Genomic DNA, 12916 nt, shown 5'->3' with positions numbered 1-12916 from the left:
TTTTGCCGTCGCTGCCCCGCCGCGCCGTTCTGCGATAGGATGGACCCCAAGGACGGCGCCCGCACGCGGCGCGGCCGTTCCCGAGCGGGGCCCGCGCAGCCGGCCGCCCTGGCCGGACGGCCGGGTGACACGGCCGCGCCATGCCCTTGGTGTATCCTTGCCTACTCCGTGACAACGCGCCCCGGCATGACCCGGGCGCACCACCATGAACGATTCGTATCCCAGTCGAAAGTCAACCGACAAACCGCAAGAAAAGCGCTCGCTGCTCGAGCGCCTGACCGACTTCATCTCGCCCGAGCCCGAATCCCGCGGCGAGCTGCTGGAAATCCTCCAGGACGCCCACGAACGCAACCTGATCGACGCCGATTCGCTGTCGATGATCGAAGGCGTGTTCCAGGTATCCGACCTGTGCGCGCGAGACATCATGGTGCCGCGCGCGCAGATGGACGCGATCAACATCGCCGACAAGCCCGAAGATTTCATCCCGTTCGTCCTCGAGAAGGCGCACTCGCGCTACCCTGTGTACGAAGAGAACCGCGACAACGTGATCGGCGTGCTGCTCGCGAAGGATCTGCTGCGCTTCTACGCGGAAGAGGAATTCGACGTGCGCGGGATGCTGCGCCCGGCCGTGTTCATTCCCGAATCGAAGCGCCTGAACGTGCTGCTGCACGACTTCCGCGTGAACCGCAACCACCTCGCGATCGTCGTCGACGAATACGGCGGCGTCGCGGGCCTGATCACGATCGAGGACGTGCTCGAGCAGATCGTCGGAGACATCGAGGACGAGTACGACTTCGACGAGGAAGCCGGCAACATCATCTCGGGGCCGGACGGCCGCTACCGCGTGCGCGCGCTGACCGAGATCGAGCAGTTCAACGAGGTGTTCGGCACCGATTTCTCCGACGACGAGGTCGACACGATCGGCGGGCTGATCACCCATCATTTCGGCCGCGTGCCGCACCGCGGCGAAAAGCTGCAGCTCGGCAACCTCGTGTTCGAGATCCAGCGCGGCGACGCGCGCCAGGTCCACGTGCTGCTGGTGCGCCGCAACCCGCTCGCGAGCCGCCGCGCCGAAGCCTCGCACGAGGACTGATCCGCGCGCCGCGCGTCGGCCGCGCCCCTTCCAACCGCTTCGCCCACTTCCGCATCACATGGACGATCCGATCCCGTCCCGCCCGGCAGGCGGTTTTCTCGCGCCGGCGCCCGGCCGCGCGCTGCCGCGCTGGCACTACCCGGCCGCACTGCTCGCCGGCGCGGCCAATACGCTCAGCTTCGCACCGACGCCGCACGGCGGCTGGCTGCAGCTCGTCGTATTCGTCTGGTTTTTCGCGCAGCTCACGCGCACCGCGAGCTGGCGCAGCGCCGCGCTGACCGGCGGCGCGTTCGGCTTCGGCAATTTCATCAGCGGCATCTGGTGGCTCTACATCAGCATGCACGTGTACGGCGAGATGGCCGCGCCGCTCGCGGGCGGCGCGCTCGTGCTGTTCTCGCTGTACCTGTCGCTGTACCCGGCGTTCTCGGCCGGGCTGTGGTCGTTCTGCGCGGGGCATGCATGGCATCGCCGCACGCCCGATCCGCGGCCGTTCTCGCCGAGCTGGCACGGCGCCTTCGCATTCGCCAGCGCGTGGGCGCTCGGCGAATGGCTGCGCGGCACCGTGTTTACGGGCTTTCCGTGGCTCGCGAGCGGCTATCCGCAGGTCGACGGGCCGTTCGCGGGCTTCGCGCCGATCGTCGGCGTGTACGGGATCGGCTGGGTGCTCGCGCTGTTCGCGGCGCTGGTCGTGCAGGCGCTCGCCGCCGCGCGACCGTCGCCGCTGGCCGCCGCCCGTCCGGCCGGCAGCGCGCGCGTGCGCATCGCCGCGCCGGCCGGCATCGCGCTCGCGCTGGTCGCGGCCGGCCTCGCGCTGTCGCAGGTCGCCTGGACCGTGCCCGCGAACGCGCCGCTGACGGTACGGCTGCTGCAGGGCAACGTGAAGCAGGACATCAAGTTCGAGGAAGCGGGCATCGACGCGGCGATCAAGATGTACACGCAGATGATCGTCGAGAAGCCGGCCGACCTGATCGTCACGCCGGAGACCGCGATCGCGGTGATGATCCAGGAGCTGCCCGAGCCGTTCGCCGTCGCGATCCGCAAGTTCAGCGACACGACGGGCTCGGCCGTGCTGTTCGGCGCGGTCGGCGCATCGGTGACCGAGGACGGCCGCTACGTCGACTACACGAACAGCCTGTACGGCGTGACGCCGAACTCGCGCGACATCTACCACTACGACAAGCACCACCTCGTGCCCTTCGGCGAATTCATCCCGTGGGGCTTCCGCTGGTTCGTCAACCTGATGAAGATGCCGCTCGGCGACTTCGCGCGCGGCGCGCCGGTGCAGAAGCCGTTCCTCGTGCACAACCAGCCGGTGATGGCCGACATCTGCTACGAGGATCTGTTCGGCGAGGAAATCGCCGCGACGATCCGCGACAACCCGCAGCCGCCGGGCGTGCTCGTCAACGTGACGAACCTCGCGTGGTTCGGCGACACGATCGCGCTCGACCAGCACCTGCAGATCGCCCGGATGCGCTCGCTCGAAACCGGCCGGCCGATGCTGCGCTCGACCAATACCGGGATGACGGCCGCGATCGACGCGCACGGCCGCGTGCTCGGCAGGCTGAAGCCGTTCACGATCGGCTCGCTCGACGTGCGCATCGAGGGCACCAGCGGCTTCACGCCGTACGTGACGAGCGGCAACGTCACCGTGCTCGCGGTGTCGCTGGTGCTGCTCGCGTTCGGCTTCACGTTCGGGCCGGGGCTGCGGCGCAAGCGCGACTGAATTCCATCGTCTTTGCAGTGCGCGGTAGCGCGGCGCGCACCGCGCTACCGCGTGAAAGTTTCGCTGGCCGATCTCGATGAGACCGGCCAGTCCGCTGCGGACAAACGACACACGTCTTTCCCTTCCCCACGACCGGTAACGCCTGGCACCACACTAGCCCGCGCCAATTTCGAACTCGTCTAATTGATTCTCCCTTGCCGTCCGTGCAAATTTTGCACGACGCGATCGTCGTCGATTCGTCGACGCGAAAAAGGGGGAATTTGAATGAATCACACGCTGAAGGCACCCGTTCGTCTCGCTGCACCCGCCAGTTGGCACCCCGCGCGCGACGGCCGCTCGATCGTTGGCACGACCCGTTCGCCCCTCCCTGGGCCTGCGGTCGGTCACGTCAGCCGGATCGCCGCGCACTTGCGCGAAAGCGAGGCAGCATGATCCGCTACTTTCTCGCCAGAGGAGACCGAGCCGGACATGCTGTGATCCTCGAAGGTCTCGATAGCGTGACCTGTTCGAACCCGCCACCAACGGTGCAGATCGCGACGCTTTACATGAAAACCTACTGCACTGCCTGCAAGCAGGAGGGATTTATCGCGCCGAGAGGACCACGTCGGAACGGCACGGCACCCAACGGCCAGCAGTGGGCGTTGAGCGGTGATATCAATGTCTGCGGTTGCAATCCCCCACCTGTTTTCCACGCCGAGCGTGGCATGAAGATGATCGTCGGATCGCACGACGCGTCAGCGCCAGTGGCGGGAGAAGCCCGCGCCCCGGCCACAGGCACCGAGGGCGCCAGGCTCGCCCCCTCAGCACGGCCGGACGTCCGGGCTATGTATGACGAACAGGTGCGAGCCAGCATACTCACCACGCTGCCGCAAAACTATCCGTATCTGATCGAAACGAGCGGTGGCCACGTCCAGGCCGGGCGCACCAACACAAATGGCACGTTGCCGCGGATCGAATCCAGCGCAGCCGATAGCTACACAATTTACTGGGGTGAAGATGCTCTTGCACATAAGGACTGGCCGTCATGCCAAACGACCCGACAAAAGTAAGAACCAACACGACACCCCATTCCATCAGGGTAGTGCAACTCAGGGCAGTAGGATTCGACGAGCTATGGAACGCCTATCCGTCCCATAACCCGTATGACGATCCCGCCTATACCAATCAATGTGCGATTCGCCTGAGCGTCGCCCTTCATCGCGTCGGCGTTGAGATGACGTCGTTTTCATCGAAGCTGGTCAAACCGCTTGGCGGCCAACCCAGTATCGGGCGAATCCTGCTGAACGGAAAGGCGACGGCTACGCGCGCCAATGAGCTTGGCGCGTGGTTGAAACTCCAGCCTTTCGCAGGTCTGGGTGCAACAGAGAACATCACCGGACCGAATTGGGAGTCGCGGATCAAGGGCCGCACCGGCATTGTGATGTTCGATGGTTACTGGACTCGCGACGGAGAAAGCGACGCCAATGCCAGCGGTGGACACATCGATCTATGGAACGGCTCACGAATGCCGATTACCGGTTTCTGGAGCGGTTTCTCGGTAATTGGACGCTCTCTCGGCATGTCGTCGTTCCGACAGGGCGCAAATATCCTGCGAGAAGCCAGCTATTCAGATCTCGGCAATGCGAAATCGATTCTATTTTGGGAAATCAGGTGAGGCGATTCGCGATCTTTCTGCTCGGGATTCTCTACGGCCTTCTGCTGACCTGGTTTTTTCTTTACACACACAGCCGCATCGAGTGGCCGGAGGTCCGGGCGCCCGCATCACACGGCTGCCACGAACTCGGCCACTGCCCGATCCGGTGGTGGGCAGGGACGTTGCTTCTTGCCTATTTGCTCGCCCCGGCCCTGCTCTTCGGCCTGCTCAATGCGCTGGCCTATCACCGTTGGTCGCGAAGGAAATGGGCTCTCTCGCTCGGCATCGGAACCCTGCTCACCGGGCTGCTTTATCTTGAACCTTACGTAGGCCGCCTGCTTTGAGAGCCCGGACGATGCATTTCACGCAAAACGCCAACGGAATCAGCTAACCGCCCCGCGCTGCGACCAGGCCGCGCAGGTCGCGCACAACCGCCTGCATCACCGGTTCCCATGCCCCGAACGTCGGCTGCCGATACAACGTCGCCGTCGGATACCACGGACTGTCGCTGCGCTCGAGCAGCCACGGCCAGTGCGGATTCACGTCGAGCAGCACCCAGGTTCGCGCGCCGAGCGCACCGGCCAGATGCGCGACCGACGTGCAAACGGTGATCACGAGATCCAGCGCGCCGATAAAGGCGGCCGTATCGTCGAAGCTGCGCCATTGCGCCGTGCAGTCCTCGATCGCGAAACCGGCCGCGCGCGCGGCCGCGACGTCCGCATCCGCCCCCGGCTGCAGCGAGTAGAACGCCACGCCGTCGATCGCGTGAAACGCGTCCGCGTACCGGTCGAGCCCGACGCGCCGGAACGGATTGCGCTGATGCCCCGCGCTGCCCGTCCACACGAGGCCGACCTTCAGCCGCCGCTCGCCCGCGAGCCGCGCGCGCCACGCGTCGATTGCGCCCGCATCGGCCCGCAGGTACGGCACCGACGACGCGAGCGTGTCCCGTTCCATGCCGAGCATCAACGGCAGCCCGATCAGCGGCACTTCGTAGTCGAACGCGGGAAGCGCGTCGATGTCGCCGCCCGCGCTGAACGCGTCCGCATGCGCGCCGAGGCTGCGCTGCAGCAGCGTGCCGACCTGCGGGAAGGTATTCCACGCGAGCCGGCCGCCCTCGCGGTGCACGCGTTCGGCAAGCGGCGCGACGAAGCGGCAGAACTGCAGCACGTCGCCGAGGCCCTGCTCGCCCCACAGCAGCAGCGTCTTGTCCTGCAGCGGCTCGCCTTGCCAGCGCGGGCCCGGCAGCGCCGGGCGGCGGCCGCGCAGTTCGCCCGCGCCGTCCCAGCGCGCTTCGTGGCCGCGCCAGCCGGCCGCGTAATCGCCGCGCACGAGCCGGATGATCGCGAGGTTGAAGCGAAACGACGCATCGTCGGGCGCCAGTTCGCACGCGCGCGCCGCGTAGCGTTCGGCCTCGTCCCAGCGCTGCGCCTCCTTCATCGCCATCGCGACGTTGTTCATCGCCAGCGCGTTGTCGGGCGCGAGCTCGACGAGCCGCGCCGCGCTCGCGAGCGCGCCGTCCAGATCGCGCGTCGCGAGCCGCGCGACGACCAGGTTGATCCACGCCTGCACGTCGCGCGCATCCGCTTGCACGGCCGCCTCGAGCAACGCGATCTCCTCGCCGCGCTCGCCGCCCGACAGCCGCAGCGCGATCGCGAGGTTGTTGCGCAGCGACGGCCAGTCGGGCTCGATCGCGAGCGCCGCGCGGTACGGCGCGACGGCGTCCGCGTGGCGGCCGGCCATCTGCAGCGCGTAACCGTGGTTGAAGCGCACCGCGGCGCCCGGCAGCAAGCGCGCCGCGCATTCGGCGAGCGTCGCCGCGTCGGCCGTGCGCTGCCGCGCGACCAGCGCGGCGGTCAGCTGCACGAGCGCATCCGCGTCGACCCCGTGCAGATGGGCGGCGGCCGCGAGCCACAGTGCGCTCGCGTCGTGCTCGCCGCGCGACTGCGCGTCAGCGGCCCGTTCGAGCAGCGCCAGCAGCGGCGGCAACAGCGGAATCAGAAGATCGTCGGAATCGTCCATGCGGTCGGAATCGGTAGTCGGGCGCGCGGCGCGCATATCGCAATACGCGCATCTTAACGTCCGCGCGACGCCTATCGCGCCGCCTGTTCACGCAGCGCCGAACCGCACGCCGCCGGACGCACGCAACACCGCGCCGGAACGGGTCGACGGCCCGGTCGGCAGCGTTCCGGCCGCATCCGCGCGCCGATCCGGTAAAATTGCGCGTTTCAGCACACTAACAAGCCGCGCCGCCGCGCGAGCCGCACCCCCGGGCCTGGCCCGGAACGCCGCCCGCAACGGAGCGCCAGCGCCACGAAGGCTCTTCATGCTTACGTTTCAGCAAATCATCCTGACGCTGCAGTCCTACTGGGACAAGCAGGGTTGCGCTCTGCTCCAGCCCATCGACATGGAAGTCGGCGCGGGCACCTCGCACGTCCACACGTTCCTGCGCGCGGTCGGCCCCGAGCCGTGGCGCGCCGCGTACGTGCAGCCGTCGCGCCGCCCGAAGGACGGCCGCTACGGCGAGAACCCGAACCGCCTGCAGCACTACTACCAGTACCAGGTCGTGCTCAAGCCGGCGCCGGAAAACATCCTCGACCTGTACCTCGGCTCGCTGGAAGCGCTCGGCTTCGACCTGAAGCAGAACGACGTGCGCTTCGTCGAGGACGACTGGGAAAACCCGACGCTCGGCGCGTGGGGCCTCGGCTGGGAAGTGTGGCTCAACGGCATGGAAGTCACGCAGTTCACGTACTTCCAGGAAGTCGGCGGCCTCGAATGCAAGCCGGTGCTCGGCGAAATCACCTACGGCCTCGAGCGTCTCGCGATGTACCTGCAGAAGGTCGAGAACGTCTACGACCTGATCTGGACCGAGTGGGAGGAGCAGGGCCCGAACGGCCCCGAGATCCGCCGCCTCACGTACGGCGACGTGTATCACCAGAACGAGGTCGAGCAGTCGACCTACAACTTCGAGCATGCGAACGTCGACCTGCTGTTCACGTTCTTCAACAGCTACGAAGCGGAAGCGAAGAAGATGATCGACGCGCAGCTCGCGCTGCCCGCGTACGAACTCGTGCTGAAGGCCGGCCATACGTTCAACCTGCTCGATGCGCGCGGCGCGATCTCGGTGACCGAGCGCGCGGCGTACATCGGCCGCATCCGCGCGCTGTCGCGTCTCGTCGCGCAGGCTTACTACGACTCGCGCGAGAAGCTCGGCTTCCCGATGCTCGGCAACCCGCCGGGCGTGCCGGGCCTCACCACCGACGCCCAGGACGCCGCGCAGCCGGCATGGGCGCCGCCGCTGAAGGTCGAACGCAAGATCGATCAGGACTGACGAGACCGGATTTCCTCACATCATGACGCACAATCATCCCGCCCCCCTGCTCGTCGAACTGCTGACCGAAGAGCTGCCGCCGAAGGCCCTCGCGCGCCTCGGCGACGCATTCGCCGAAGGCCTCGCACAACGCCTCGCCGCGCGCGACCTCGTCGAAGGCGAACTCGTATTCGAACGCTATGCGACGCCGCGCCGCCTCGCGGTCGTCGTGCAGAACGTGCGCGCCGTCGCGCCGGAAAAGCAGGTCCGCGAAAAGGTCCTGCCCGTGTCGGTCGCGCTCGACGCCGAAGGCAAGCCCACCGCGCCGCTCGCGAAGAAACTCGCGGCGCTCGGCCACCCGAACCTGTCGATCGCCGATCTCGAGCGCGCGCAGGACGGCAAGGCCGAGGCGTTCTTCGTCAACTATTCGGCCGCCGGCGCGACGCTCGCGGACGGCCTGCAGGCCGCGCTCGACGAAACGCTCGCGAAGCTGCCGATCCCGAAGTTCATGACCTACCAGCGCCCGGACGGCACCGACGTGAAATTCGTGCGTCCCGTGCATCGGCTGACGGTGCTGCACGACGACCGCGTCGTACCCGTCACCGCGTTCGGCATCGACGCCGGCGACACCACGCTCGGCCACCGCTTCCTGTCCGACGGCCTGGTCGCGATCCAGCATGCGCGCGCGTATGCCGACACGCTGCGCGACAAGGGCCGCGTGATCGCGCACTTCGGCGACCGCCGCGAAACGATCCGCACGCAGCTGAACGAGCACGCGAACGGCGACACCGTCGTGATGCCCGACGCGCTGCTCGACGAAGTGACGTCGCTGGTCGAATGGCCGGTCGTCTATCCGTGCCGCTTCGAGGACGAGTTCCTGCAGGTTCCGCAGGAATGCCTGATCCTGACGATGCAGACGAACCAGAAGTACTTCGCGCTGACCGACATCGCCGGCAAGCTGCGCTCGCGCTTCCTGATCGTGTCGAACATCGAGACGAAAACCCCGGGCGAGATCGTCGAGGGCAACGAGCGCGTCGTGCGCCCGCGTCTGGCCGACGCGAAGTTCTTCTTCGAGCAGGACAAGAAGAAGCCGCTCGCCGAGCGCGTGCCGCTGCTCGCGAACGTCGTCTATCACAACAAGCTCGGTTCGGCGCTCGCGCGCGTCGAGCGCATCGAGGCGCTGGCCGGCGAGATCGCGCCCGCGATCGGCGCGGACGTCGCGCACGCGAAGCGCGCCGCACGCCTCGCGAAGGCCGACCTGCTGACCGACATGGTCGGCGAGTTCCCGGAACTGCAGGGCACGATGGGCACGTACTACGCGCGCCACGACGGCGAACCCGACGACGTCGCGCTCGCGTGCGCCGAGCACTACCAGCCGCGCTTCTCCGGCGACGCGCTGCCGACCACGCCGGTCTCGACCGCCGTCGCGCTCGCCGACAAGCTCGAGACGATCGTCGGCATCTGGGGCATCGGCCTCGCGCCGACCGGCGAGAAGGATCCGTTCGCGCTGCGCCGCCACGCGCTCGGTGTACTGCGCCTGCTGCTCGAAAAACAGCTGCCGCTCGACCTCGTGTCGCTGCTGCGCACCGCGCATGCGCGCTTCGCAGGCGTGCCGGGTGTCGCCGAATCGACCGACGCGATCTTCGCGTTCTTCATGGACCGCCTGCGCGGGCTGCTGCGCGAGCGCGGCTACTCGGCCGGCGAAGTCGACGCGGTGCTGGGCCTGAACCCGACGCGCGTCGACGATCTCGTCGCCCGCCTCGACGCGGTGCGCGAGTTCACGCGTCTCGCGGAAGCCGAAGCGCTCGCGGCCGCGAACAAGCGGATCTCGAACATCCTGAAGAAGTCGGAAGGCGCCGCCAACGGCGCGGTGCAGCCGACGCTGCTCGTCGAGGCCGCCGAGAAGGCGCTGCACGAACAGCTCGCGGCCGTGACGCCGCACGTGCAGTCGCAGCTCGAGGCGCGCGCGTACACGGGCGCGCTGTCGGCGCTCGCCGCGCTGCGCGCACCGGTCGACACGTTCTTCAACGACGTGATGGTCAATGCCGAGGATCCGGCGCTGCGTGCGAACCGTCTCGCGCTGCTGTTCGCGCTGCACCAGCAGATGAACTGCGTCGCCGACATCTCGAAGCTCGCCGCTTGAGGGCTGCATCATGCCGACCAGCCCCAACCGCAAGCTCGTCGTCCTCGACCGGGACGGCGTGATCAACGTCGATTCGGACGCGTTCATCAAGACGCCCGACGAGTGGATCGCGCTGCCCGGCGCGCTCGAGGCGATCGCCCGGCTGAACCACGCGGGGTATCGCGTGGTCGTCGCGACCAACCAGTCGGGCATCGGTCGCGGGCTATTCGACATGGCCACGCTCAACGAGATGCATCTGAAGATGCATCGCGCGGCGGCCGCGGTCGGCGCGCGCATCGACGCAGTGTTCTTCTGCCCGCACACGGCGGAGGATCACTGCGACTGCCGCAAGCCGAAGCCCGGCATGATGCAGATGATTGCCGAGCGCTTCGAGATCGATCCCGATCACACGCCGGTCGTCGGCGATTCGCTGCGCGACCTGCAGGCCGGCGTCGCGATCGGCTTCCAGCCGCACCTCGTGCTGACCGGCAAGGGCAAGAAGACGCTCGCCGCGGGCAATCTGCCGCCCGGCACGAAGGTTCACGACGACCTGCGCGCGTTCGCGCTCGACTTCCTTTCACACGAACACGAGTGATGCGGCCGCCGCGCGCATCCTCCCCACTGCCAGACTCACGCCGATGCGCTTCATCCGCTCCCTGCTGCTGCTGCTCTACTTCGTCCTGTACACGGTGCCGTACGCGACCGCATGCTTCATCGCGTTCCCGTTCATGCGCCCCGACGCGCGCTACTGGATGGCCGCCGGCTGGTGCAAGTCCACGCTGTGGGTCGTGCGCTGGCTGAACGGCATCCGCTACCGGATCGAAGGGATGGAGAACCTGCCCGACGGCCCGGCCGTGCTGCTGTCGAAACACCAGTCCGCGTGGGAGACGCTCGCGTTTCCGGCGCTGATGCCCAAGCCGCTGTGCTACGTGTTCAAGCGCGAGCTGCTGTACGTGCCGTTCTTCGGCTGGGCGCTCGGGATGCTGCACATGGTCAACATCAACCGCAAGGAAGGCAAGCACGCGTTCGACTCGGTGATTCGCCAGGGCAAGAAGCGCCTCGCGGAAGGCGCATGGATCATCATGTTCCCCGAAGGCACGCGCACGCCGGTCGGCAAGCAGGGCAAGTACAAGACGGGCGGCGCGCGCTTCGCGATCGAAACCGGCACGCCGGTCGTGCCGATCGCGCACAATGCCGGTCATGTGTGGCCGCGCAACTCGTTTACGAAATTCCCGGGCGTCGTCACCGTGTCGATCGGCAAGCCGATCGCGGTCGACGGGCTGACGCCCGACGTATTGAACTCGAAGGTCGAAGCATGGATCGAAGCGGAAATGCGCCGCATCGACCCGAATGCGTATGATCGAGCGGGCAATGCCGGCACGCGCGATGCCGCGCGCGTCTGATACACCCGGATTGCAGCCGTTGCGTACGACAAAACGAAGCGAACTGATGAAGAAGCGTCCGCGGCCACGACCTGCCGTCGTGGCCCTCGATCATCGCCAGCTCGACCTGCCGCTCTTCGACGGGCCGGCCGCCGCACCGTCGGCGCCTGCCGCGCCGCCGGCTCCGCCCGAAACCGCCCCCGCCGCGCCGCCCGATCCCGCGCCGACGCCCGACCGCTCGCGCGTGCGCACGCTCGCGCTCGACAGCCGCGTGCTCGAATACCGGCTGAAGCGCTCCGCACGCCGCACGATCGGCTTCACGATCGACGGCAGCGGGCTGTCGATCACCGCACCGCGCTGGGTCACGCTCGCCGACATCGAAGCGGCGATCGCGGAAAAGCAGCGCTGGATCTTCGCGAAGCTCGCGGAATGGAAAACGCGCACCGAACAGCGCGCGCTGCCGCAGATCGACTGGCGCGACGGCGCGCAGCTTCCGTATCTCGGCAAGACGATCACGATCGCGCTCGGTGCGGGCGCCGTCGCGTTCGACGCCCTCGCGCAGCGGCTGTCGCTGCCGCTGCCCGCTCAGGCCGACGCGCAGCAGATCAAGGATCGCGTGCAGGGCTGGCTGCAGGGCGAGGCGAAGCGGATCTTCGTCGAGCGCCTCGCCGTGTATGCGGAAAAGCTCGGCGTCACCTATTCGATGGTTGCGCTGTCATCGGCCGCGACGCGCTGGGGCAGCTGCTCGAGCGACGGCAAGATCCGCCTGAACTGGCGGCTGATCCATTTCCCGATGTCGATCGTCGACTACGTCGTCGCGCACGAGCTGTCGCACCTGCGCGAGATGAACCACAGCCCCGCGTTCTGGCAGACGGTCGAATCGATCTTTCCCGAATTCCGCGAAGCGCGGCATACGCTCAAGCATCACCCGCCCGAACTGCTGCCGGCGCTGTGACGCGGTAAACGCAGACGGGCGGCGCGGGTTTCCCCGCCGCCGCCCGTGCCTGCCGCCGCGCGCGTCGCGCGTTGCGGCCTCTTCATCCGGCGCTTGTATGTTTAAACCAGACCAGTACGGTAGAGTCTGGAGGTTGCCAGACCGGGCCGTGCAGTTTGATAGGCGCTTGGGCGTACGAGCCCGTCACTGAGTAAAGAACGCACGGCCGCCGTGCTGGTCTTCTTGAAACCCGAACGGTTACGCGCCCCGACGTCGTCGAGGGCGCATGCACAAGCAAGGGAACCGAAGATCATGTCTGTCTCCTCAGTGGTGGTGGGTATCGATGTGGCCAAAGCACACGTCGATGTCTGCGTACTTGGCGCTGAACTTGCCATTCAACGCTGCGCGAACGACGCCGATGCGCATTCGGCACTGGCTGCGGCTTTGCAGCCGCTGGGCATTGCCTTGGTCGTGATGGAAGCGACCGGCGGTTACGAAGCGGCGCTGGCCTGCGCGCTGCAAGCCGCCGGTTTGCCCGTGGCCGTGGTCAACCCGCGTCAAGCACGCGACTTCGCCAAATCGATGGGGCGGCTGGCCAAGACCGACGCCATCGACGCGCAGATGCTGGCTGAGTTTGCTTCGGTCCGGACCTATCCGTGATTTCGTGGGCGGGGCATATCATGAGGTGTAAAAGCCATGGATATGCCAATGAAGAAGAAACG

At 67.2% G+C, this 12916-nt stretch carries 11 protein-coding genes and 1 pseudogene; 11 read left to right on the top strand and 1 reads right to left on the bottom strand.

What is annotated here, in order from left to right; genetic code table 11:
* The first annotated feature begins 205 nt into the window (after nucleotides 1-205).
* The 5 genes from BST28156_RS25420 to BST28156_RS25400 all read left to right on the top strand — a co-directional run bounded on the left by BST28156_RS25420 (nucleotide 206) and on the right by BST28156_RS25400 (nucleotide 4793).
* A complete protein-coding gene (locus tag BST28156_RS25420) occupies nucleotides 206-1093 on the top strand; it encodes a CorC family transporter (protein ID WP_060240733.1) in 888 nt (295 codons plus the stop codon).
* A gap of 58 nt (nucleotides 1094-1151) precedes the next feature.
* Complete coding sequence (lnt, locus tag BST28156_RS25415) at nucleotides 1152-2816, top strand: apolipoprotein N-acyltransferase (protein ID WP_174903659.1); 1665 nt, start codon at nucleotides 1152-1154, stop codon at nucleotides 2814-2816.
* A 428-nt stretch (nucleotides 2817-3244) separates the two neighbouring features.
* On the top strand, nucleotides 3245-3865 hold the full coding sequence (locus BST28156_RS34855; RefSeq protein ID WP_244131350.1) for a PAAR domain-containing protein: 621 nt from the start codon (nucleotides 3245-3247) through the stop codon (nucleotides 3863-3865).
* Nucleotides 3841-4470, top strand: a complete 630-nt coding sequence (locus BST28156_RS25405) for a type VI secretion system amidase effector protein Tae4 (RefSeq protein ID WP_174903658.1) — start codon at nucleotides 3841-3843, stop codon at nucleotides 4468-4470. The genes BST28156_RS34855 and BST28156_RS25405 overlap by 25 nt, the downstream gene beginning before the upstream one ends.
* Nucleotides 4467-4793 (top strand): hypothetical protein, encoded by a 327-nt coding sequence (locus BST28156_RS25400; RefSeq protein ID WP_174903656.1) that lies wholly within the window; start codon nucleotides 4467-4469, stop codon nucleotides 4791-4793. The genes BST28156_RS25405 and BST28156_RS25400 overlap by 4 nt, the downstream gene beginning before the upstream one ends.
* Nucleotides 4794-4836: 43 nt before the next feature.
* Here the strand turns inward: BST28156_RS25400 and BST28156_RS25395 are convergent, their stop codons facing one another.
* A complete protein-coding gene (locus BST28156_RS25395) occupies nucleotides 4837-6468 on the bottom strand; it encodes a tetratricopeptide repeat protein (protein WP_174903657.1) in 1632 nt (543 codons plus the stop codon).
* A gap of 304 nt (nucleotides 6469-6772) precedes the next feature.
* Between BST28156_RS25395 and glyQ the strand changes: the two genes are divergently transcribed.
* The 6 genes and pseudogenes from glyQ to BST28156_RS25365 form a co-directional block, all read left to right on the top strand.
* Complete coding sequence (glyQ, locus tag BST28156_RS25390) at nucleotides 6773-7777, top strand: glycine--tRNA ligase subunit alpha (protein WP_009689827.1); 1005 nt, start codon at nucleotides 6773-6775, stop codon at nucleotides 7775-7777.
* Nucleotides 7778-7799: 22 nt separating this feature from the next.
* On the top strand, nucleotides 7800-9899 hold the full coding sequence (gene glyS, locus BST28156_RS25385) for a glycine--tRNA ligase subunit beta (protein ID WP_060240730.1): 2100 nt from the start codon (nucleotides 7800-7802) through the stop codon (nucleotides 9897-9899).
* A 10-nt stretch (nucleotides 9900-9909) separates the two neighbouring features.
* Nucleotides 9910-10473 carry a D-glycero-beta-D-manno-heptose 1,7-bisphosphate 7-phosphatase gene (gene gmhB, locus BST28156_RS25380; protein WP_059513383.1) on the top strand — a complete coding sequence of 188 codons (564 nt, stop codon included), beginning with the start codon at nucleotides 9910-9912 and terminating at the stop codon, nucleotides 10471-10473.
* 43 nt (nucleotides 10474-10516) lie between these two features.
* Entirely contained in the window at nucleotides 10517-11281 is a 765-nt protein-coding gene (locus BST28156_RS25375; RefSeq protein WP_060240729.1) for a lysophospholipid acyltransferase family protein, read from the top strand.
* Nucleotides 11282-11327: 46 nt separating this feature from the next.
* Nucleotides 11328-12215: a M48 family metallopeptidase gene (locus tag BST28156_RS25370; RefSeq protein ID WP_060240728.1), complete on the top strand. Its 888-nt coding sequence runs from the start codon at nucleotides 11328-11330 to the stop codon at nucleotides 12213-12215.
* Nucleotides 12216-12506: 291 nt separating this feature from the next.
* Nucleotides 12507-12839: pseudogene (locus tag BST28156_RS25365) on the top strand (IS110 family transposase); the annotation flags it as partial.
* Nucleotides 12840-12916 lie beyond the last annotated feature (77 nt).

Source organism: Burkholderia pseudomultivorans (assembly GCF_902499075.1).
Taxonomy (GTDB): Bacteria; Pseudomonadota; Gammaproteobacteria; order Burkholderiales; family Burkholderiaceae; genus Burkholderia; species Burkholderia pseudomultivorans.
The sequence above is the reverse complement of the archived record's forward strand: the minus strand, read 5'-3'. Positions and strand labels throughout refer to the sequence as shown.